This is a genomic window from Butyrivibrio sp. XBB1001, from assembly GCF_000424505.1.
Lineage (GTDB): Bacteria > Bacillota > Clostridia > Lachnospirales > Lachnospiraceae > Butyrivibrio.
Map to the genome: position 1 here is coordinate 320,798 of NZ_AUKA01000002.1, position 22,449 is coordinate 343,246.

Below are 22,449 nucleotides of genomic sequence, written 5' to 3' on the forward strand. Positions count from 1 at the left end.
AAATGTCAATTTTTATGTTTTTTATGGCCGTATTACCGGCTGCCCTGCTCATGTACTTTGTGTACAAGGCAGACAAGATTGAAAAAGAACCAGCTGGACTTCTTGTTAAGCTCTTCCTTTTTGGTCTTCTTTCAACACTGAGCGCGTTAGTGCTTGAGATTCTTGGTGAGCTCATCCTGCGCCTTATCTTCCCATATGGAGGACTGGCATATACAGCACTTATGATGTTCTGCGTAGTTGCCCTCTCTGAGGAAGCTGGCAAGTACTTTGTTGTCAAGAAAGTTGCCTGGAAGGATCCAGCATTTAACTATACATTTGATGCAGTAGTTTATGCAGTATTTTCTTCACTTGGATTTGCTGCTTTAGAGAACGTTATGTACCTTACTGATGCACCTATCATCACAGCTATCATGCGTGGTATTCTTGCAGTTCCAGGTCACGCTATTGATGCAGTATTTATGGGTAGCTATTTTGGCGCAGCCAAGAGATGTGAAGCTATTGGAGATGAGAAGGGCAAAAAGGCTAACCTTATCAAGGCCCTTGTAGTTCCTGTAATAATCCATGGATTCTATGACTTCTGCTTGTCATGTGATATTCCATATGCAATAGTAATATTCTTTATATTTGAGATATTTATCACTATTTACGCTATCATGAAGGTTAAGAAGCTTTCATCTTCTGACTCAGCTATATTCCCTATGGGATATTATCCTGGAGCACAGGTTGCTTATCAGATGTATAATCAGGGAGCACTTAGATTTGATCCAATGACAGGTCAGCCTATATTCGTTGCTCAGCCACAGCCTATGGGCTTTGATCCAATGACAGGTCAGCCAATCATGCAGCAGGCCCAGCCACAGTTCCAGGCTCAGATGCAGTTCCAGGCACAGCCACAGTTCCAGGCGCAGCCACAGATGCAGGCCCAGGCACAATTCCAGCAGGCGCCAGCACAGCAGAGTCAGCAGATGGGCTTTGATCCAGTAACAGGCCAGCCAATTATGCAGGCACCACAGATGCAGGCCCAGCCACAGTTCCAGGCACAGCCACAGATGCAGACACAGCCACAGTTCCAGCAGGCACCAGCACAGCAGGGTCAGCAGATGGGCTTTGATCCAATGACAGGCCAGCCAATCATGCAGCAGGCACAGCCACAGTTCCAGGCGCAGGCACAGCAAGGTCAACCTATGGGCTTTGACCCAATGACAGGCCAGCCAATCATGCAGCAGACCCAGCCACAGTTCCAGGCTCAGTCACAGTTCCAGGCTCAGGCACAGCCACAGCTCCAGCAGGCAGTAGCGCAGGAAACAACAGCGCAGCAGCCAGAGACACAGGCAGTAGCACAGGAAACAGCTGCAGCACAGTCACAGCCAGTAATGCATTTTGATCCAATGACAGGCCAGCCTATCATGCAGCAGACAGAAGCGCAGCCACAGTTCCAGGCTCAGGCACAGCCACAGTTCCAGCAGGCAGTAGCGCAGGAAACATCAGCGCAGCAGGTAGAGACACAGGCAGTAGCACAGGAAACAGTTGTAGCACAGTCACAGCCAGTGATGCATTTTGATCCAATGACAGGTCAGCCTATCATGCAGCAGACAGAAGCGCAGTCACAGGCTCCAGTACAGGAAACACCAGTACAGCAGGTAGAGACACAGGCTCAGACTGTATTAAAGGATTCAGTGCCAGTTCAGGATCAGGTTTTTGAATCTGAGAATCCTACACAGGAGCTTGCACCTAACGTTGTATCATCAGCTAATTATGATCCTATGACCGGAAGACCAATCGAGCCATCATTTGCACCAGAAGCTTGATTTATGCCAGTTTAAGATATATTGAAATGATCAAGATATGTCGATGAAGAATTAGTAATAATAAGTATTTAGTAATAAGAGGCGTCCTCAATGCAAAAAGGGGATGCCTCTTTTTTCATATGTGGACATTATTAAGCGATGCATTTGATGCTAAAAAACCAATAAAGTTTGTATTGCATGACAAAGGAGAAGGCAAGTGATGCAAGAAACCAAAAGATCAAAGTTTTGCATGACAAAGGCGAAGGCAAGTGATGCAAGAAATTGAAAAAACTAAATTATGCATGACAAAGGCGAAGGCAAGTGATGCAAGAAATTAAAAAAACTAAATTATGCATGACAAAGGCGAAGGCGAGTGATGCAAGAAATCGAAAAAACTAAATTATGTATGACAAGGGCGAAGGCAAATGATGCAAGAAGCCAAAAGATCAAAGTTTTGCATGACAAGGGCGAAGGCAAGTGATGCAAGAAATCGAAAAAACAAAATTATGCATGACAAAGGCGAAGGCAAGTGATGCAAGAAATTGAAAAAACTAAATTATGCATGACAAAGGCTAAGGCAAGTGATGCATAAAAGGCATAGAAAACGCAGAAAGCCATAAACTCAATCATTGCGCTCATCAAAGATACAAAGATATATAACATATATAATGCATACCCTAATATTTTCATCATAATAAATCTGCTATGCTACAAAGCTCGCCAATTTTTTCATTGATTTATAATTAAGCAGACTATATTATGTTGTAGGTGTCAAAAGCATCTTTTGAGAACAAATAGTAAGAAATCCAGCATTGATCATTAGGATTATTCTATGAAGGAGTTTTATGAGTATTTTAAATGTAGAGCACTTAACACATGGCTTTGGTGACAGAGCGATTTTTGATGACGTTTCTTTCAGACTTCTGAAGGGCGAACATATTGGACTTGTAGGAGCAAATGGAGAGGGTAAATCTACCTTCATGAATATAATAATTGGAAAGCTCATGCCAGATGCAGGCAAGATAGAATGGGCCAAGAATGTGAAGGTTGGATATCTTGATCAGCATGCTGTGTTAAAAGAGGGCATGACAATAAGAGATGTACTGGCATCTGCCTATGAGCCTTTGTATGCTATGGAGAGCAGAATGAACGAAATCTGCGATGCTATGGGAGAGGCTAATGAAAAAGAACTAGAAGAGTACATGGAAGAACTTGGTACAATTCAGGATCTTCTGACAAATAGAGATTTTTACCTGATAGATTCCAAGATAGAAGAAGTATCAAGAGCTTTGGGATTTTTAGACTTGGGGCTCGACAGAGATGTTACTGAGCTTTCTGGTGGGCAGAGAACCAAGATTCTTTTGGCTAAGCTCCTTTTGGAAAAGCCAGATATTTTGCTACTTGATGAGCCTACTAACTATCTTGATGCCGAGCATATTGTATGGCTTACAAGATATCTTCAGGATTATGAGAATGCCTTTATATTGATATCTCATGATATTCCTTTCCTTAATAGCGTGGTCAATATCATTTATCACATGGATGGACAGACTCACAGTCTTGACCGCTATGTTGGAGACTATGATAAATTCCAGGAAGTTTATGAGATGAAGAAGGCCCAGAGAGAAGCGGCTTACAACAGACAACAGCAGGAAATAGCTGATCTTAAGGATTTCGTTGCCAGAAATAAGGCAAGAGTTGCTACAAGAAACATGGCTATGGCCCGTCAGAAAAAGCTTGATAGCATGGATATTATTGAGAAGATTCAGGAAAAGCCTAAGCCAGAGTTTAACTTTAAGACTGCCCGCACTCCTGGTAAGGTCCTATTTGAGACCAAGGATCTTGTTATAGGATATGATGATCCTTTATCCTCACCTCTTAATATTTCGATGGAGAGAGGATCCAAGATAGTTCTTACAGGTGCAAACGGAATAGGTAAGACAACTCTTTTAAAGAGTATTCTTGGCCTTATCCCTGCACTTAGTGGAAGTGTGGAGCTTGGAGAAAACGTAGAAATAGGTTACTTTGAGCAGGAAATGTCACCAGATATTGAGACAACCTGTATGCAGGAAATATGGAATGAGTTCCCGGGCTTTTCACAGTATGAGGTGCGTTCAGCTCTTGCAAAATGCGGTCTTACTACCAAGCACATAGAGAGCAAGTGCAAGGTCCTTTCAGGTGGTGAGCAGGCCAAAGTGCGCCTGTGCAAGCTTATAAACAGGGAGTCAAATCTTCTTGTTCTGGATGAGCCTACTAACCACCTTGATGTAGATGCCAAGGAGGAACTCCTTCGCGCCCTTAAGGAATACAAAGGCAGTATTCTCATGGTCTGCCACGAACCAGACTTCTACCAGTCTCTGGCAACACAGGTCATGGACTGCACCAAGTGGACCACAAGAATCTGATTCAAACTATTATTGGAATATCTTGCAAAAAGGTATTACGTTGCCCTTGGTATGTAATACCAAAATAAAGAATAGATGCCAGAAAGATATTACGCAATCTTGGAGAAGTAATATCTTTCTGGCATATTTTGTTAGTAAAGGTATTATGTAGCGCTAGCCATGTAATACCAAAAAACAAGAAAAATTGCTTGTTAGTATTACACAGAGACGGAAGAGTAATACTTATATATTCGTATCATGCAAGAAAGGTATTACCCGGCGCCAGTTAGGGAATAGGCCATAATACCTTTCACACACATATCAGAAATCAGAAATCCAGCCCTTTGCGCCAGTCTTTCATGTTGAAGCGGACGAAAGCTGTGAGGCCGACGATTGTCCAGGTAATGCCGGTTGAGATCCAAAGTCCCCAGGCTCCGATAAATGGAAGGGAGCACAAGAGAGTAGGAAATACTATTCGGCCAATCATCTCAGAAGCTCCGGAAATAGCAGGGAACTTGGCATCGCCTGCGCCGTTAAGGATACCTCTGCATACGTAGATCATTCCAAGTGGAAGATAGAAGTAGGAGAGGATGCGCATTGCGCTGGAGCCGTACTCTATGACTTGGGCTTCTTCTGACTTGATGAAAATCTTTACGAAGACATCGCCAAAAAGTCCCATCAGGATGATCATGATGACCGCATATATTACCATCATGGTCATGCCCAGCTTAAAGCCCTTTTTGACACGAGAACCCTTGCCAGCACCCATGTTCTGGCCTGTAAAGGTTGAAAGAGAATCCTGCAGAGCCTTAAACTGCATGTTTACAAGGTTTTCTACCTTGCTGGTAGTGGTAAAGGCAGCTACTATCGTTGAATCAAAAGAGTTGATGACTCTTTGAAGAATTACGAATGAGAGGGCTACAAGGCCACTCTGGAGAGCCATTGAACCGCCGATTGTGTAGCACTTTGTGATGATATCTTTATCCATCTGCCAGTCGGAGCTGCTTAATTTGAACATAGGATTTCTGAAAAAAGCATAAGTTATAGAGCCTACAGCAGAAATGGCCTGAGCAGTAACTGTTGCTATAGCAAGCCCGGCAACACCAAGGTCAAAGGCAATTACAAACAAAAGATCCATGGCAACATTCAAAAAGCTTGAAACAATCAGAAAGTAAAGAGGAGTCTGCGAATCCCCAATACCTCTCATGATATAGGAAATAGTGTTATAAAGAGCTGTTCCTATGAAACCTACGCATATTATTGACATGTAGGCAATTGCATTTTCGAGAATGTCTTCAGGGGTATTCATAACCTTTGTAAGGATAAGTCTTGAAAAAGAAAAGCCAAGAAGCCCCACAAAGATAGATGTGGCGCTGACGATGACAAGGGCATTTGTTATTACTTTTTTAACTCCCTTCATGTCCCCTGCTCCAAAAAACTGGGAGATTATTATTCCAATTCCGGTTGCTAGGCCATTTCCAAGGGCAAAGAAAAGGTTTGTAACATGCCCAGTTGAGCCAACTGCTGCTAGAGCCTTGGCGTCTATGAATCTTCCCGCAATAATTGTGTCTACTATATTGTAAAACTGCTGAAAAATATTACCCATCATCATGGGAAGCATAAAAGACAGAATAAGAGCCTTGGGATCTCCTACAGTCATATCTTTTGCGTATTTCTTGGATAGAACGTTAGCCATTTTAACACTCCGGTGAATTTAGATTGCTTACAATTTGCATAGAGTTTATCGTAACTCAACAGTGCTCTTTTCGCAACAATTATTGTAGATTTATTGTTATAGATATATAATAGCAAAGGTTTCAGGGAGGTATGAAAATGGTCAAAAAAAGAAAAAAGACAGTAGACATTGTTTATCTTATTTTAGCGTTGGTGTTTTGCTTCATAGGATTAAATTTTATGATCATGGGCGCTACTGTGTTTGGGACTATACATGGCAAGATGAAAGATGCGATTGAAATTGAGGCTACCATAACAGATATAAGTTACATGGGTGGAGGCGCAAACGATTCTCATAACGTATATGTATCCTATGAGTTTGAAGGTCAGCAGTATGACTATGTGCGTCTGAATACATATACAAGCAGCATGCATGAAGGAGACACTATCACCGTTTACATTGATGATAACAACCCAGGTGAAGTGATTGGTACAGGATGGTCAGAGTTTATTTTCCTTGGAATTTTTGGCGGAATTGGACTCCTCTTTTTTGCTATAGGACTCATCTTTGTTGCCCTTATAGTAAAAAAGAATAGAAAGACAAAATGGCTTCTGGAAAACGGACAAGTCATCCATGGAACAGTTACAGAAATTGATTTTAACCCTTGCGTGCATGTTAATGGCAGACATCCTCGCGTTGTATACTGCTCATATCAGGATCCGGGCACAGGTATGATCTACCAGTTTAAGAGCAGAAACATATATGATTCCATAACTAATTGCATCACTATAGGAGATAGCATAGATATATATGTTGATCCTGAAAACTATGCCAAGAACTATGTTGATGTAGATAAGCCTATGGAGAGAATTGTAAGCTACACATGATCTGCTCTGACACGAAATAGTTTTGGAGAAACCTTTAATTTCATATAAATGTCAGCATATTGGGATGGAGAAAGATCTTCCACGTAGTTCATTTGGAAGTTTTTCTTTATCCCATTTTTAATTAGTATATCCGCGGCTTTATTATAGGCTATGGCCGCTTCAGCTTCGGAGTTATATTTCCCAACAACATAGTTACTGCGCACATGGATAACAGTCTTGTATTTGATAAAACCCTTTTCTGCAAACTGTTGAACACCACGGTATCTGTTTAATATAACGATATTATCGTACCTGAAATCTGTAGGGTCATCATTTACAAAATGGTAGTCCCGGCCAGCAACAGCGTAGCTCTTAATGCCATATTTCTGCAAAATAGAGAGCTGGCTTCCGTAGTCTGCTACAAATAGGTGAGAACCTCTTTTCATTATCTTATGAGATGAATAGTAGAAAAGATCTTCAATATCGAATTTCAGAAAAAGACCTGGTTCTAAATGATAGGTAAAGTATTTTTTTTCAAGGTAGATTGGATTTGAAATGTAAATTCCTTTATCTCTGAAATTTATGAGACAAACGAACTTATCAAAGGGAATATGCATGTTTTCTTTGTAAGATGATAATGTAAAAGAGTCAGAGTGCAGAATCTTATAGGCCTCTTTATATACGAAAGCTGCCTCTTTTTCCTCGCTAAAAGACCCAAGAGAGATGTGCTTGCCCTCAAAGGTTATGGAAGCCCTGTAGGATGGTGTCCCATCTTTTAGCACTGTATGATATACCCCGACAGATTTTTTTCTTTTCAATATCATCCCTCCATAGAAAACACAAAGATAAAGGAAACGGATTGATTTTACATATTGTACAACTTTAATAGTTCAAAGTGCTAAAATATTGTGTAGATATATTGACCTATCTTATGGTATACTGAGTACTCAAAGAGGTAATCATTACTCTTTTTTATTCCCAGTGTTATTCGCAAATTAAATATGTAATGGTATAACGATAATACATTTATATTTTACCAATAAAAGAGGAGTGAAAGCAATGGCAAAGGAAGTTTTGTACAGTAGCACCAGAGGGGCTTTGGGCCAGATAAAGGCATCTGAAGCTATTTTAAGGGGACTTGCTCCAGACGGAGGTCTTTACGTTCCTGATCATATTCCACATTTGGAAAAAGAGCTTAGGGAGATCGCGCAGCTTGATTATAAAGAGACTGCATATGAAGTAATGAAGCTTCTTTTGACTGATTATTCAGAGGAAGAGCTTAGATACTGCATAACAAATGCTTATGATTCCAAATTTGACACAGAGGAGATTGCTCCTATTTCAGAGGCTGATGGAGCTTTTTACCTTGAGCTTTATCACGGAGCTACAATTGCATTCAAGGATATGGCTCTTTCAATTCTGCCATATCTTATGACAACAGCTGCCAAGAAAAATAATGTTAAAAATGAGATCGTTATTCTTACTGCCACCAGCGGCGATACTGGAAAAGCTGCACTTGCCGGCTTTGCAGATGTTCCTGGAACAAGGATCATTGTCTTTTACCCTAAACATGGAGTAAGCCCAATACAGGAGCAGCAGATGGTTACTCAGAAGGGAGATAACACCTGCGTTATTGGTATAGAGGGTAACTTTGATGATGCTCAGACAGGAGTCAAGAAGATCTTTACAGATAAAGAGCTGGCATCAGACCTTGATGCCAAGGGCTTCCAGTTTTCTTCTGCTAATTCCATCAATATTGGAAGACTTGTTCCTCAGATTGTTTATTATGTTTACTCTTATGCAAAGCTCCTTAAAGAGGGCAGGATCGCTGATGGCGATGCTATAAATGTAGTCGTTCCTACAGGTAATTTTGGTAATATTCTGGCTGCATATTATGCCAAGAATATGGGTGTGCCAATTGCCAAGCTTATCTGTGCATCCAACTCCAACAAGGTCTTATTTGACTTCTTTAAGACTGGTGAGTACGACAGAAACAGAGAGTTTGTTTTAACAGCGTCTCCTTCCATGGATATTCTCATTTCATCTAATCTTGAGAGACTCATTTATCACATCGCTGGAGATAATGCTCAGAAGGATGCAGAGTTTATGGCACAGCTATCATCTGCTGGTAAGTATGAGATCACTGACGAGATGAGAGACAAGCTCACAGACTTTTATGGCGGTTTTGCTACAGAGGAAGAGACCTTTGACACTATAAAGAAGGTATTTGATAAGACAGGATATCTTATGGATACACATACTGCTGTAGCAAGCTCTGTTTACAGCAAGTATGTAGCTGAGACAGGAGATAAGACAGTTTCTGTAATTGCTTCTACAGCAAGTCCATTTAAGTTTACAAGAAGCGTTATGACGGCTCTTGGAAAGGCAGATGATTCCAAGGACGATTTTGCTCTTGCTGATGAGCTTTCAAGAGTTTCAGGTGTCGAGATACCTGATGCTGTGACATCTATCAGAACTGCTGAGATCAGACACAAGACAGTAGTAGATAAGGACAAGATGCAGAGCGCTGTTCTTGATTTCCTTTCAAAGTGATAATCTTTTTACACTGATACAAATAAAATAAACGTTTATATAGGAGGTGCGTATGGATTTAGGCAAGGGCTATTACTCACAGAACACACCGGAAATTGTTGAACTTTCCAAGCTTTCTCAGGAAGCTGATCTTATTGAAAACGATCTTTTTTATAAATACGATGTAAAGAGGGGACTTCGTGACCTTAATGGTAAGGGCGTCTTAACCGGCCTTACCAGGATTTCCGAGATAATCGCCAAAAAGGAAGTCGACGGAAAAGAAATCCCTGCAGATGGCGAAATATATTTTAGAGGTTATGATGTTCATGAATTAATAGAGGCGGCAGTTAAGGAGAATAGGTTTGCCTTCGAAGAGTGCGCCTACCTTCTTCTTTTTGACAAGCTGCCTACGGGAAAAGAACTATTTGAGTTTGAAAAGCTTCTTGGAATTTATAAGAGTCTTCCACCCAGCTTTGTAAGGGACGTTATCATGAAGTCCCCTAGTAGGGATATGATGAATACTCTTGCGAGAAGCGTTTTGACTCTATATTCCTATGATGATCATGCAGATGATGTGTCACTTCCTAATGTCTTGAGGCAGTCTCTGCAGCTGATCAGTATGTTCCCACTTTTGGCTATTTATGGGTATCATGCCTATAACCATTACCATGAGGGTAATTCCCTTATCATTCATCCGCCGAAAGAGGAATTGTCAACGGCAGAGATGATCTTGTATCTTCTAAGGCCAGACAGTCAGTATACTGAGCTTGAAGCAAAACTCCTTGATATTTGTCTTGTGCTTCATATGGAGCATGGCGGTGGTAATAATTCATCTTTTACAACTCATGTGGTCAGTTCCAGTATGACTGATACCTACTCTGTAATAGCTGCGGCAATAGGTTCTTTGAAGGGCCCCAGACATGGCGGCGCAAATATTAAGGTTGTGCACATGTTTGATGATATTGAGGCCAATGTAAAGAATTGGAAGGATGAGGAAGAAGTCAGGGCTTACCTGGATAAGATCCTCAACAAAGAAGCCTTTGATGGGGCAGGACTTATCTACGGAATAGGACATGCTATTTATTCCAAGTCTGATCCTCGTGCAGTTATTTTAAAGAGCTTTGTAGAAAAGCTTGCAGCAGAAAAGGGCAAAGAGGATGAACTTGCTCTATATGAGCTTGTTGAGAAGCTTGCCCCTGAGCTTATTGCAGGTGAGAGGACTATGTACAAGGGTGTAAGTGCCAATGTGGACTTTTATTCTGGCTTTGTATACAGAATGCTTGAACTTCCAGAGGAACTTTATCCAACAATTTTTGCTATAGCAAGGATAGTGGGCTGGAGTGCACACAGAATGGAAGAGCTTGCCAATAATGGAAAGATCATTCGCCCTGCCTATATGGCTATTGAGCCCCGCAAGGAATATGTAGACATGGCAGACCGCACATAAAGAGCAAAAGATAAAGCCGCCCAAGTGGGCGGCTTTTTAAATGAAAATCAAAGATTATATTTAGCTGCGATAAGTGGAGCTACCTTAGAGGAACCGATACGGCTGCATCCAGCCTCTGCATATGCAAGAGCATCTTCGATAGTACGGATTCCACCAGCTGCCTTGATCTTAACATTAGGACCGATGTGCTTTTTGAAAAGCTCGATGTCAGCAAGAGTAGCACCAGCTGTTCCAAATCCTGTAGAAGTCTTGATGTATTCTGCACCAGACTCTGTTACGATCTCGCAGAGCTTGATCTTCTCATCTTCTGTAAGATAGCAAGTCTCAATGATAACCTTAAGAAGCTTGTCTCCACATGCCTCACGGATCATCTTGATTTCTTTTAATACTTCATCATATCTGTGGTTCTTGACATCACTGATATTAACTACTGTATCAATCTCAGAAGCGCCATCAGCGATAGAATCCTTGGCTTCTACAACCTTGGATGATGCACTGTTGTAACCAAGAGGGAAACCTATAACTGTGCAGAGCTTGAGGTTGTCGCCGTATTTATCATGTACTCTCTTAAGATATGTCTGTGGGATGCAGACTGTTGCTGTGCCATACTTAACAGCCTCGTCGCAAAGTGATACGATGTCCTCCCATGTAGCATTAGCCTGAAGCTGAGTGTGATCAATAAGTTTAAGTATTTCTTTTTCTTCCATTTGTGAATCTCCCTTAAAAAGTGTGATCAAAATTTTTTGATACCTTAACTATTATACAGTCTGAAAATAGGCTGCGCAAATATTTATGTTTTTTTAATAATTGAGGTACAAAAAATGGTTTAACATTAGAAGTGAATTTCGAATTTGAAAAATGGAATATGTGAGGAGGAGTATTATGAAGAGCAGGTATGTGGCTTGTCTTGTTGCTGGAGTTATGACTGCTTCAGTATTAAATGTTGCATGTGGTGCGGACACTGGCTCTGATCTTGTAACTGAGGAAAGCAGTGTTTCTGTGGAAGAGAGTACTTCTACTATAGCAGCTACTGCTGAGGAAGTTGGACTTGCTAATCCTTGGAGAGATATAACCGAAGAAGAGGCACACGGAGTTGTTGCAAGGCTTTTTAAGGCACCTGAGGGAGCAACAAATGTTCAGTGGAGTATTTTGGATTCAGTTGCTGATCCGTCTGGCTTTCCAGGACCTTTGGTTCAGCTTACTTTCACTCTTGATGAAGTCGCATTTACTGCAAGAGAGCAGGCAACAGGTGACTCTGAGGCGGATTTGTCAGGACTATATTATGAGTGGACTGCTACAGATGAAGGGGTACTTGCTAACTGGGCAGGAGGAGAGATGCCTGCTAAGTTCTACAGATATATAGGCGAAAACGAATATATAGATCTTTGTACCTTTTATGATGTTGAATATGGTGCAGCCTACAGCATAAGCGCTGATTCAGCTGATCTTGACGGCTTTGACCTTCAGGCAGTAGTTGAACAGATGTATGATCCTGTAACTAACAGCATTGGAGATGAAGAAGTAGAGGAAAATGCTCATGTTCCTATGGATATCACGGGCTGCGATACCTTTACCAATATAGTAGATAAGCTAAATAAAGACCAGGGCTATGCCAATGTTACAATTGGAGATGTGGATGTCCTTTTGGTCACAGAATATACCTTTGAGGATACTGAAGCCGGTAAGAGTGAGGCTATTGATGCTGATGTCTATTACTACACCAAGGATGGAAAGCTTGAATATGCCGGATATGTTACTTCTGGCGGGACAGCATATCCTTTATCTGTTAAAGAGGGCAAGCTTTACGTAGGCGGCAATCACTATTTCAAGAAATATACCTTTGTAGGAGAGAGCATTTTTGTAATTGATGAGGAAGCCTGGGTAGAGTACGACGAAGATGGAAATGGTACTTATTATGCTCATTCAGATGTTGCAAGCATTGATGGCGCTGATGAAAATGGCCAGGTTGCAGATGACAGCATCATGAACGAGATTTACGACGAGATGGTAAGTGGCGAGGTAGTTGACTTCCAGGTAGTCAAGTAAGCAAAAGATATTTTGCAGGATAGAATTACTTTTGTAAGCATAAGATAACAACAAAGAAGGGCTCTGCGCAAAGGCTGCGCAAGGGTTCTTCTTTTTTTACTTGCAAGTTAGAACTACTGTGATAAAATTTTTATTGATTGTTATGAAAAAAGGAGTTATGAGATGGCTATCGAAAATACAGTAATAAAGGAGAGACTTGCTGCTCTTCGTGCCAAAATGGCAGAAAATGGTATCGATTATTATATGATGCCGACTTCAGATTTCCACAACTCTGAGTACTCAGCTGACTTTTTTAAGGTAAGAGAGTATTTCTGTGGATTTGATGGTTCAAACGGAACACTTGTTGTATCTACAGATCACGCTGGAATGTGGACAGACGGAAGATACTTCATTCAGGCTGAGAACCAGATGAAGGGTACTTCTGTAGAATTATTTAAAATGGGAAATCCCGGAGTTCCAACTATTGAGGAATATCTTTCTCAGAATATGAAGGAAGGACAGGTTCTTGGCTTCGATGGAAGAGTTGTATCTACAAGCATCGGAGAGAAGCTTGAGAAGAAGCTTTCTGAGAAAAAGGTATCTCTTAAGATTGACAAGGATCTTGCACAGGAAGTATGGACAGACAGACCGGCACTTCCATGCCACGATATGTATGTGCTTTCTGATGAACTCTGCGGAAGATCATTCGCCCAGAAGCTTGCAGATGTCAGAGAGAAGATGAAAAAGGCCGGGGTATCATCACATCTTTTATCTAAGCTTGATGATATCATGTGGCTTACAAATCTTCGCGGTAACGATGTTGAATGTAATCCTGTAGCACTTTCTTATGCATATATTACTCTCGACAGATTTGTGTTATTTGTTCAGCCAGACGAGGTAACAGAGGAAGTTAAGGCTTACTGCGACAGAGTGGGTATTGAACTTAAGGATTATGCTGAGGTTATGAACTTTGTTTCAGAAGCAGCTTTTGATGGCAATATTCTCTATGATAAGAGAAATACTAACTTCCTTACATACAAGACTCTTTCTAAAAAGGCTGAGGATGCAGGCGTTTCTTTGAAAAATGAGAAGGATCCTACTGAGCTTATGAAGGCTGTCAAGAACGAGACAGAGCTTAAGAATATCAGAGAGGTATACATCAGGGATAGTGCGGCTCTTACAGAGTTCATCTATTGGGTCAAGAAGAATGCCGGCAAGATTGAAATGACTGAGTATTCAGCTGCTATGAAGCTTGATAGTATGAGAGCACAGCTCCCTGGTTTTATTGAGCTTTCTTTCCCTACTATCAGCGCATACAATGCCAACGCAGCAATGGCTCATTATGAGGCTACCAAAGATAATTGCGCTGAGGTCAAGGCACAGGGAATGCTCCTTGTAGATTCAGGCGGAACATACATGGGCGGTACAACTGATGTTACCAGAACTATCGTAGTTGGTGAGATTTCAGACGAAATCAAGAAGCACTATACTGCAACAGTAGCAGGTATGCTCCAGATGGCAGATGCTCTTTTCCTTGAAGGCTGCACTGGAAGAAACCTTGATGTATATGCAAGAAGACCATTATGGGATATCGGAATTGACTACAACCATGGCACAGGCCACGGTATAGGATATATGCTTAATGTTCATGAGGGACCTCATAGTCTTAGATGGAGATATGTAGAAGGTGCAAGTGAAGCTGTTCTTGAGCCTGGCATGATCGTATCTGATGAGCCTGGTGTTTACATTGAAGGTAGCCACGGTATCCGTATAGAGAATATTGTTGAGGTTGTAAAGAGATCAGAAAATGAGTATGGCAAGTTCTATGGTTTTGACCACCTTACCTATGCGCCTATCGATCTTGAAGCTATTGATACTCGCTATATGAAACCTGAGCATGTGGAACTCCTTAACAAGTACCACAAGGCAGTGTATGAGAAGGTTAGCCCTTATATCAAGGATGAAGAGATCAAGAACTGGCTCAAAGAGGCTACAAGAGCAATCTGATCCTGAGCACTATATTTAGAGATACTTTATAATGGTTAAAATAGTGTGAAATCGGCCAAAACCCCTTGAAAAATGGGAGGCTATGGATATAATAAAGGTATAAGGAACTACCTAGTATTAGTAGTTCTCCTGGAATGTCCGACAACTCCTGTGTAATTTGAACCTACATTTCTTTAAACGGGATTCTTAGATCATCATATTTGATGTCACGCCTTCGGCCCTGCGCATGCGCAGACCAGCTACGGGAGAGGAAGGCAGAGATTATGGTTGCGGAAACCCACCTGGCGTTAGCTAGGAGTCAAATAACAGGAACCGGCATTTTGGGATTTTCTTAGAAAATAAAGCAGTCATTTACATGGCTGCTTTTTCATTTCGTATTATTTTATTTTTGAGGAACGATGTATGAATATTAAGGCGGCGCTGATTGCACTTGCCAAGGATTTTGCAAACAGAATGCAAAAAAAGAATATGGCGGCTTACGCAGGTAGCACGGCCTTTTTCTTCATACTTTCTTTTATCCCTCTGTTGATTCTTTTATCTTCTGCAATCCCTTATACTTCCCTTACTCAGGAAGACCTTATCAGAGTTATGGTAGAGGTTACGCCCGATTTTGCTGATAGTGTGATGATAAGGCTGATTAGCGAGGCGTATCAGTCCTCTGTTGCTGTTTTTTCTATATCGGCTCTTGTAACTATCTGGTCGGGGGCTTTGGGAATGCTGGCGCTTATCAGAGGGCTTAATATTATCTATGATGTTGATGAGAGACGTAACTATTTTTACCTGAGATTTATAGCAGCCCTTTATACCATTGCTATGATAATCATACTTCTTATTATGCTGATGATAATGGTATTTGGCGATTTTGTTAAGCACTTCATCATGAGCGCATATCCACATATCTGGAGGGCAGTTTCCTTTTTGGAAAATTTTAAATTTGTCGTGGTCATTGGAATAGCTGTATTGGCCTTCGCACTTATCTATACCTTTGTGCCAAGTGCCAGGATGAAATTCATATATCAGCTTCCGGGAGCTATTTTATCAGCAGTTGTATGGTATGTTTTTTCATGGATATTTTCACTTTACGTGGAAAACACAGGGGCCTACACTTCGATTTATGGAAGCCTTGCAACTCCTGTTATTATGATGTTCTGGCTATATTTTTGTATATACATTTTTCTTTTTGGAGCATTTATTAATCGTTTTTTCCATCCGGCAGTAAGAGTTTTGTACGACGATCATCATAGGAAAACTGTCAGGAAAAACGTCAAGAAAAAGAGTACAAAAGTACTTAGGAAGCCTAAGAAAAAGAACGATTTTGTATAAATATAAAAACGAGATATAATATGTATAGAGTTTGCTTTGGAGGTGCTTTATGAAACTTGGAGGAAAATGGACTAAGAAAAGATGGGTTTCATATACTATTGCAACTTGTTCTGCTGTTGTTTTATATATGATTCTGTCTCACATAGGAAGCTTATTTGCAGGAATAGGCTCATTTTATGCCTTTATAAAGCCTGTGGTAAGTGGAATAATTGTTGCCTATATTTTCAATCCACTTGCCAATGCTTTTAATGATAAAGTCTTTAAGAAAATGAAAAAAGAGAAGGCAAAATGGGGACTATCTGTGGCATGCGCTCTGATCGTTATCATTCTTGCTGTAGTTCTTTTATTTGTTGCCCTTATTCCTCAGCTGGTTGATAGTGTTACAACATTTACAGACAATGTAGATGGCTATGTAGCTACTCTTCAGGGAGTGCTGAGAGAAGTTGAAAAGGAAGATCCATCAGGACTTCTTGGAGGCGAGATCACCAAGATCGCAAGCTTTGGTGACAATATCCTGGATAAGGTAGGCAACTATTTTGAAAATAATATGGCCAATGTAACATCTACTATTGGAAGCGTAGCAACCACTACGGCCAATATTGGTAAGGGTGTTTTTGATGCAGTTATAGCCTTTATCCTTGCTATATATCTTTTACTGGATAAGAACAGACTTATAAAAGGCATTTCGAGATTTACCGGACTTATCATGAAGCCTGAAAATCACAAGTATACAGGCATATTTGTAAAAAGATGTAATGATATCATTATCAGATATATAAGCTTTGATATCGTAGATGGTATTATCGTAGGAGTTGTAAATCTGATATTTATGCTGGCTGCGGGTATACCTTATTCGGTACTTATTTCGGTTATTGTAGGTATTACCAACCTTGCACCGACTTTTGGTCCTATCGTCGGCTGCCTCATAGGGGCATTTATCCTGGTACTTGTTAATCCATGGTTTGCGCTGACATTTATTATTTTTACAATTGTTCTTCAAACTGTGGATGGATATATCTTGAAGCCAAGGTTATTTGGAGAGAGTCTTGGGGTTTCACCTCTTATGATCCTTATATCAATTGTTCTTGGAGGAAGACTCTTTGGAGTAGCAGGAATCCTTCTTGCAATTCCATTTGCAGCCATAATTGATTTCATCTGGAGAGATTATATCCTCAAAAGACTTGAGGAAAGACATTTAAAGCGGTATCATGATAATAATGAGTAAGGGGGTATAGGGTTATGGATTTTGTTAAGGTAGTAGATACAGCTATCGACTTTTGCAAGGACAAGATCAATAAGGCCATGGATATCTGGGAGAGCTTTGATGAGGATCAGAAGAGGCTCTACATCGGGTGCGCAGCGGTTGTATGCGTAGTAATTGTTGTGGCTGCAGTTGCCTATGGACTTGGCAATGCTCACGGCAAGAGAGTGGCTCTTGAGGAAGAAGATTTCTGATATTGATAATGGTAACTAAAGGCATTCCACTTTTTTAGTGGGTGCCTTTTGACGTTTTTTGGAAAGAATGAGGGAATTCATGAAAAAATTACTTAAGATTTTAGGTGCGATTCTTTTAATTGTAGTATTGGTGGTTGTGGCGCTTGTTGGCTATCTGACTATAGATGAATACAAGCCTGATGCTACAGAGAAAACCCCCATTTCCGGTCAATGCGATGCAACAGTACAGACTGGCACTGAATATACCTTTATGACCTGGAATGTGGGCTATGGAGCCCTTGGAGACAATGCTGACTTTTTCATGGACGGCGGGAAAATGGTCTATTCTGCAGACAAGGAAAGAGTAAGAACTAACCTTAGCGATATTTCTAAGATAATAAATACTGAAAACCCTGATTTTATCCTTTTTCAGGAGCTTGACAGAAACTCTTCCAGATCTTATTACACAGATGAGCTTGAAACTATTTTAGGAGCCCTTAATGGAGATAGCTTAAACAGACAAAGTACTTTTGCATCTAACTTTAATGTGGCATTTGTTCCTCTTCCTGTTCCTCCAATTGGAAGGGTGTATGCAGGCCTTGCTACTGTTTCAGGATATGAGGTTTCTGATGCTGAGAGAGTTGCACTTCCATGTCCGTTTTCATGGCCGCTAAGAACCTTTAACTTAAAGAGATGTCTTCTTGTTACCAGACATCCTGTGGAAGGCTCTGACAAAGAGCTTGTACTTATAAACCTTCATTTGGAAGCCTACGATTCCGGAGAAGGCAAGATTGCCCAGACCAATATGTTAAAAGATATCATGAACAGCGAAGCTGATAAGGGCAATTATGTAATAGTTGCAGGGGACTTTAATCAGACTTTCTCAAATATAGATATTTCAAAGTATCCTGTCCTTGAGGGGAGATGGGAGGCAGGTACTATAAATGTTGAGGATTTTGGGGACCGCTTTACCTTCTGCTATGATGATACAAATCCTACCTGCAGATCTCTGGATAAGGCATATGCAGATGCAGACAAGGATCCACAGAATTTCCAATACTACATGCTTGATGGCTACATAGTTTCTAATAATGTGTCTGTAAATGAGGTGCAGACAGTTGATACAGGATTTAAGTGTTCAGATCATAATCCTGTAACGATGAAATTTGTACTAAAAAGTGAATGAAAACGTTTAAGTTTCGATTGAGCTTGAATGTTTTTTCGCCTATAATGTTTGTTATAGGTATTTACTACTTGAAAGGGGACAGGAGTTAATGGTACAGAAAAAGAAACGTAATGTAATTGTTGGGCAATCGGGAGGCCCTACAGCAGCAATCAACTCTTCTCTTGCCGGGGTTTACAGAACTGCTATCGATCGTGGATACCAGAAGGTATATGGCATGATCCATGGAGTTCAGGGCCTTATGGAAGGCAGATATGTGGATCTTGCAGACCACATCCAGAGCGGACTTGATATCGAGCTTCTTAAGAGAACACCATCTGCATATTTGGGGTCATGCAGATACAAGCTTCCTGAGATTTTTGAGAGCAAAGAAATCTACGAGAAGATCTTTGAGATTCTCGTTAAACTCGAGATTGACTGCTTTATCTACATTGGTGGCAACGATTCAATGGACACCATCAAGAAACTTTCAGACTACGCTATAATAACCGGCTCTGACATAAGATTTGTCGGATGCCCCAAGACTATTGATAATGATCTTGCGCTTACTGACCATACTCCAGGCTATGGCTCAGCAGCCAAGTACATTGGAACCTCTGTAAAAGAGATAATCAGGGACAGCTGGTCACTTGAGACCAGCCACGGACAGGTTATCATCGTAGAGGTAATGGGAAGAAATGCAGGATGGCTTACAGGCGCTACAGCACTTGCCAAAGGCGAGGATTGTGATGGACCTGATGCAATCTATCTTCCAGAGCTTCCATTTGATATGGATGCGTTTGTCAAGAAGATCAAAGGTCTTCTTAAGAACAAGGCATCAATTGTCGTTGCAGTTTCTGAGGGCATCAGGACCAAGGACGGCAAGTATGTCAGCGAACTTGGCAACAATATTGATTATGTAGATGCATTTGGACACAAGCAGCTTACAGGTACAGCTAGATATCTCTGTGATGTGGTTTCCAAGGAGTGTGGATGCAAAACTCGTGCCATCGAGCTTTCAACTCTTCAGAGAGCTGCAAGCCACTGCGCAAGCCGTGTAGATATTCTTGAAGCATATGAGGTTGGTGGTGCTGCTATGAAGGCTGCTGACGAAGGTGATAGCGGCAAGATGGTTGTTATCGAGAGATTGTCAGATGATCCTTATCAGGCAGGAACAGAGGTCAAGGACGTTCACAAGATTGCAAACGATGAGCGTACAGTACCTAGAGAGTGGATTACCAAGGACGGAACATATGTTACAAACGAATTTATTACCTATGTAAGACCTCTGATCCAGGGCGATGTTGGTCCTATCATGGTTGATGGTATTCCAAGGCACCTTTATAGACCGGGATTCCAGGATATTCTGTGATCAGATTAATGTTTTTGCCTTGATTTACCTGCACAAATTGGCAATAAAACTGCTCAAATCCAGTAAAAAAGCGAAAAAAGTGAATAAAATCTTCAATTTTTGCGCATTTTTCGGCATTTATGGCTTGTTTGTGGTACAAAATGGTGGTAAAATGGGCAATGTAGTAAAATATTTCTTTTTGGAGGGAAAATTAAATGAACAAGACAGAACTTATTGATGCAATCGCAAAGGAAGCAGGACTTTCAAAGAAGGATGCTGCTGCAGCACTCAATGCTTTCACAGACACAGTAACAAAGGAGCTTAAGAAGAAGGGTAAGGTTCAGCTTGTTGGCTTCGGTACATTCGAGACAACAAAGAGAACTGCTAGAACAGGTAAGAATCCTCAGACTGGCGCTGCTATCAAGATTCCTGCATCTGTAGCACCTAAGTTCAAGGCTGGTAAGGCTCTTAAGGATCTTGTAAACAAGAAATAATTTTCACGAATACAAAAGGCTACATCCTACGGGATGTAGCTTTTTTCGTATGTAAAAAAGAAAATAGATTGCGGTTATTTAAGTTGTAAAAAACTTCGATTTTTCGTACAATAGTGGTATGTAGGCGAGACTAGCAACTTCTTTTTGAGAAAGGGAAGTCAATATGACATTTGAAAGAAGCTTTATGAACTTTGTTCAGATATTATCTGAAGAAGAGACTACTCCGGAGATATCTCCCAGTGCACTTGCAGATGTAGGCAAGGAGTATGCTCTCAGATCTATTGTTTGTATAGTTTCAAGTCTTAAGGATTCTGACTCTTCAAGCGAGCCAGACGTTATTATTCCCTTGTTTGGGCCGGTCCCAGAGAATGAACCGCCTGCATATCTTTTCAAGAATACTTTAAATGGCAGGAAGACTGTGACTTTCCATGTATATCTTCGTGATAATAAGACCTGGAACGAAGAAGAATACCAGTCTTTTGCCATAGTCATAGATGTTCTCATGATGCATACTGAGAGATTCCTTTTGGGCAAGGTTGTCAAGGACAGTGCCCTGACGCAATATCTGACTGGACTTCCTAATTCTGGCGGCTTTATTGCTTATGCAACAAGGCTCTGCGAGAGTGGGGAGATCATGAATTATGATTCCTTTTTCTTTAATTTAAAAAGTTATGGTCTGATCAGTAGAAGATATGGCCTAAGTGAAGGCGATGAGATAATGAAGCGCTATGCTAAAAAGCTTCGTGAGTTCTGCCAGCAGGATGAGATTGTTGCTCATTTTGGCGGAGATAATTATACTGCCCTCATAAAAAAGGAAAGAACAAAGGCCTTTCTTAAGTATATTTCAGCAGTTCCTGTATATGGAATGAAAAATGATAGAAAAGAGGATTTAAAGGTTGCGGCAGTAACTGGTGTTTATGCTGTTGATGAGTCTTTAAAAGAGCCAGGGCAGCTCATATCGAGAGCAGCGATGGCACTTAGCTATGCTAAAAATGTGGCTAACAAGCCTTATGTATTTGTTAATAAGGCCATGAGCACTAGAATATACAGGCAAAAGCAGATAGAAGACAGATATGAAGAAGCTCTTTCAAGTGATGAGTTTAGAATTTATCTGCAGCCCAAGGTGGATATTTTTACAGGAAAGATAGTAGGTGCGGAATCGTTAACTAGGTGGTTTTGTAACGGTGTAGTCTTATATCCAACTGAGTTTGTTCCTATCCTGGAGCAGGAGGGAATGGTGGCATCTCTTGACCTTTATGTTCTGCGCAAGACCTGCGAGTTTATAAAGAACTGGGAAAATAAGGGGCTTGAGCCGGTCCAGGTGTCAGTCAATTTCTCCAGGAGAGATTTAAACTATAAGAATCTAGCCAAGGAAATAGTAAATATCATAGATGAAAGCGGAGTGGACAGATCTCTTTTGCAGATTGAGGTTACAGAAACGGCAAGTGAGGACGAACGTCTTCTGATGACAAGCTTTTTAAAGGCACTTAGGGATAAAGGAATTGATACTGCCATAGATGATTTTGGAACTGGCTATTCATCTCTATCAAACTTGAGAGATTTCCCTGTGACCATGATAAAGATAGACAGGTCATTTATCAGTAATGAGTCTATTGAGAACAACAATAATGATGAGATTGTTCTCAGAAATATAATTAATCTTGCAAAAGAGCTTGATATAAAGGTTCTGACTGAGGGAGTTGAAAGGGTAGAACAAGTCGAACTACTGAAAAAAGTTGATTGCCATTTTGTACAGGGATTCCTCTATGACAACCCTATGCCAGAGTCAGAATTTCAGAAACGATTAATTGAGAAAAAACCGGAAAAGTAGATGGATTAAACGTTTTCAGGAAACTGAGCTGTAAAATTCCTTCTCCATATTTTATACTTTTTTAATATTTTAAGTGTTCACATATTGTTCACATGGTGTTAAACTTAATTCTAGTCGCGGTATAGACCTGC

General features: G+C 40.8%; 17 protein-coding genes and 1 other RNA gene. 15 read left to right on the forward strand and 3 right to left on the reverse strand.

Annotated features, from left to right (window positions below):
• Positions 1–2 precede the first annotated feature (2 nt).
• Together G631_RS0104290 and abc-f are read left to right on the forward strand one after the other, a co-directional pair.
• The gene (locus G631_RS0104290; RefSeq protein WP_026488399.1) at positions 3–1,808 is read left to right on the forward strand and encodes a PrsW family glutamic-type intramembrane protease; all 1,806 of its coding nucleotides are present in this window, start codon (positions 3–5) and stop codon (positions 1,806–1,808) included.
• Positions 1,809–2,632: 824 nt separating this feature from the next.
• Complete coding sequence (gene abc-f, locus G631_RS0104300) at positions 2,633–4,192, forward strand: ribosomal protection-like ABC-F family protein (protein WP_026488400.1); 1,560 nt, start codon at positions 2,633–2,635, stop codon at positions 4,190–4,192.
• A gap of 307 nt (positions 4,193–4,499) precedes the next feature.
• On the opposite strand, the gene G631_RS0104305 is transcribed toward abc-f, so the two are convergent.
• Positions 4,500–5,867, reverse strand: coding sequence for an MATE family efflux transporter (locus tag G631_RS0104305; RefSeq protein WP_035789301.1), 1,368 nt, complete (start codon positions 5,865–5,867; stop codon positions 4,500–4,502).
• A gap of 137 nt (positions 5,868–6,004) precedes the next feature.
• Between G631_RS0104305 and G631_RS0104310 the strand changes: the two genes are divergently transcribed.
• The gene (locus tag G631_RS0104310; RefSeq protein ID WP_026488402.1) at positions 6,005–6,733 is read left to right on the forward strand and encodes a DUF3592 domain-containing protein; all 729 of its coding nucleotides are present in this window, start codon (positions 6,005–6,007) and stop codon (positions 6,731–6,733) included.
• On the opposite strand, the gene G631_RS0104315 is transcribed toward G631_RS0104310, so the two are convergent.
• Entirely contained in the window at positions 6,724–7,530 is an 807-nt protein-coding gene (locus G631_RS0104315) for a hypothetical protein (RefSeq protein ID WP_026488403.1), read from the reverse strand. The two genes, G631_RS0104310 and G631_RS0104315, sit on opposite strands and share 10 nt — an antisense overlap.
• A 241-nt stretch (positions 7,531–7,771) precedes the next feature.
• Between G631_RS0104315 and thrC the strand changes: the two genes are divergently transcribed.
• A complete protein-coding gene (gene thrC / locus G631_RS0104320) occupies positions 7,772–9,265 on the forward strand; it encodes a threonine synthase (RefSeq protein WP_026488404.1) in 1,494 nt (497 codons plus the stop codon).
• Positions 9,266–9,317: 52 nt separating this feature from the next.
• Positions 9,318–10,691 carry a citrate/2-methylcitrate synthase gene (locus G631_RS0104325; protein ID WP_026488405.1) on the forward strand — a complete coding sequence of 458 codons (1,374 nt, stop codon included), beginning with the start codon at positions 9,318–9,320 and terminating at the stop codon, positions 10,689–10,691.
• A 47-nt stretch (positions 10,692–10,738) separates the two neighbouring features.
• Here the strand turns inward: G631_RS0104325 and deoC are convergent, their stop codons facing one another.
• Positions 10,739–11,398, reverse strand: a complete 660-nt coding sequence (gene deoC / locus G631_RS0104330; RefSeq protein WP_026488406.1) for a deoxyribose-phosphate aldolase — start codon at positions 11,396–11,398, stop codon at positions 10,739–10,741.
• 175 nt (positions 11,399–11,573) lie between these two features.
• Here deoC and G631_RS0104335 point away from each other — a divergent pair, with 175 nt between their 5' ends.
• The 10 genes from G631_RS0104335 to G631_RS0104375 all read left to right on the forward strand — a co-directional run bounded on the left by G631_RS0104335 (position 11,574) and on the right by G631_RS0104375 (position 22,318).
• Positions 11,574–12,737 carry a hypothetical protein gene (locus G631_RS0104335; protein ID WP_026488407.1) on the forward strand — a complete coding sequence of 388 codons (1,164 nt, stop codon included), beginning with the start codon at positions 11,574–11,576 and terminating at the stop codon, positions 12,735–12,737.
• A 162-nt stretch (positions 12,738–12,899) separates the two neighbouring features.
• Positions 12,900–14,723 (forward strand): aminopeptidase P family protein, encoded by a 1,824-nt coding sequence (locus G631_RS0104340; RefSeq protein WP_026488408.1) that lies wholly within the window; start codon positions 12,900–12,902, stop codon positions 14,721–14,723.
• Between the two features lie 123 nt (positions 14,724–14,846).
• Positions 14,847–15,054: non-coding RNA, 6S RNA (ssrS, locus tag G631_RS20610), on the forward strand.
• 71 nt (positions 15,055–15,125) lie between these two features.
• Positions 15,126–16,046, forward strand: coding sequence for a YihY/virulence factor BrkB family protein (locus G631_RS0104345; protein ID WP_081671234.1), 921 nt, complete (start codon positions 15,126–15,128; stop codon positions 16,044–16,046).
• 49 nt (positions 16,047–16,095) lie between these two features.
• Positions 16,096–17,271 carry an AI-2E family transporter gene (locus G631_RS0104350; RefSeq protein WP_026488410.1) on the forward strand — a complete coding sequence of 392 codons (1,176 nt, stop codon included), beginning with the start codon at positions 16,096–16,098 and terminating at the stop codon, positions 17,269–17,271.
• Between the two features lie 14 nt (positions 17,272–17,285).
• Positions 17,286–17,501: a hypothetical protein gene (locus tag G631_RS0104355; RefSeq protein WP_026488411.1), complete on the forward strand. Its 216-nt coding sequence runs from the start codon at positions 17,286–17,288 to the stop codon at positions 17,499–17,501.
• Positions 17,502–17,580: 79 nt separating this feature from the next.
• Positions 17,581–18,666 (forward strand): endonuclease/exonuclease/phosphatase family protein, encoded by a 1,086-nt coding sequence (locus G631_RS0104360; protein ID WP_035789303.1) that lies wholly within the window; start codon positions 17,581–17,583, stop codon positions 18,664–18,666.
• Between the two features lie 88 nt (positions 18,667–18,754).
• Positions 18,755–20,014, forward strand: coding sequence for a 6-phosphofructokinase (locus G631_RS0104365; protein WP_026488413.1), 1,260 nt, complete (start codon positions 18,755–18,757; stop codon positions 20,012–20,014).
• A gap of 194 nt (positions 20,015–20,208) precedes the next feature.
• On the forward strand, positions 20,209–20,487 hold the full coding sequence (locus G631_RS0104370) for an HU family DNA-binding protein (RefSeq protein WP_026488414.1): 279 nt from the start codon (positions 20,209–20,211) through the stop codon (positions 20,485–20,487).
• 163 nt (positions 20,488–20,650) lie between these two features.
• Positions 20,651–22,318 (forward strand): GGDEF domain-containing phosphodiesterase, encoded by a 1,668-nt coding sequence (locus tag G631_RS0104375; protein WP_026488415.1) that lies wholly within the window; start codon positions 20,651–20,653, stop codon positions 22,316–22,318.
• Positions 22,319–22,449: the final 131 nt, after the last annotated feature.

What these genes read in the sequence shown, in the direction of transcription:
- G631_RS0104360 (WP_035789303.1), top strand. Translation starts at nt 17,581, where the DNA reads ATGAAAAAATTACTTAAGATTTTAGGTGCGATTCTTTTAATTGTAGTA.
- G631_RS0104345 (WP_081671234.1), top strand. Translation starts at nt 15,126, where the DNA reads ATGAATATTAAGGCGGCGCTGATTGCACTTGCCAAGGATTTTGCAAAC.
- G631_RS0104370 (WP_026488414.1), top strand. Translation starts at nt 20,209, where the DNA reads ATGAACAAGACAGAACTTATTGATGCAATCGCAAAGGAAGCAGGACTT.
- abc-f (WP_026488400.1), top strand. Translation starts at nt 2,633, where the DNA reads ATGAGTATTTTAAATGTAGAGCACTTAACACATGGCTTTGGTGACAGA.
- deoC (WP_026488406.1), bottom strand. Translation starts at nt 11,398, where the DNA reads ATGGAAGAAAAAGAAATACTTAAACTTATTGATCACACTCAGCTTCAG.
- G631_RS0104375 (WP_026488415.1), top strand. Translation starts at nt 20,651, where the DNA reads ATGACATTTGAAAGAAGCTTTATGAACTTTGTTCAGATATTATCTGAA.
- G631_RS0104340 (WP_026488408.1), top strand. Translation starts at nt 12,900, where the DNA reads ATGGCTATCGAAAATACAGTAATAAAGGAGAGACTTGCTGCTCTTCGT.
- G631_RS0104335 (WP_026488407.1), top strand. Translation starts at nt 11,574, where the DNA reads ATGAAGAGCAGGTATGTGGCTTGTCTTGTTGCTGGAGTTATGACTGCT.
- G631_RS0104365 (WP_026488413.1), top strand. Translation starts at nt 18,755, where the DNA reads ATGGTACAGAAAAAGAAACGTAATGTAATTGTTGGGCAATCGGGAGGC.
- G631_RS0104355 (WP_026488411.1), top strand. Translation starts at nt 17,286, where the DNA reads ATGGATTTTGTTAAGGTAGTAGATACAGCTATCGACTTTTGCAAGGAC.
- thrC (WP_026488404.1), top strand. Translation starts at nt 7,772, where the DNA reads ATGGCAAAGGAAGTTTTGTACAGTAGCACCAGAGGGGCTTTGGGCCAG.
- G631_RS0104325 (WP_026488405.1), top strand. Translation starts at nt 9,318, where the DNA reads ATGGATTTAGGCAAGGGCTATTACTCACAGAACACACCGGAAATTGTT.
- G631_RS0104310 (WP_026488402.1), top strand. Translation starts at nt 6,005, where the DNA reads ATGGTCAAAAAAAGAAAAAAGACAGTAGACATTGTTTATCTTATTTTA.
- G631_RS0104350 (WP_026488410.1), top strand. Translation starts at nt 16,096, where the DNA reads ATGAAACTTGGAGGAAAATGGACTAAGAAAAGATGGGTTTCATATACT.
- G631_RS0104305 (WP_035789301.1), bottom strand. Translation starts at nt 5,867, where the DNA reads ATGGCTAACGTTCTATCCAAGAAATACGCAAAAGATATGACTGTAGGA.
- G631_RS0104290 (WP_026488399.1), top strand. Translation starts at nt 3, where the DNA reads ATGTCAATTTTTATGTTTTTTATGGCCGTATTACCGGCTGCCCTGCTC.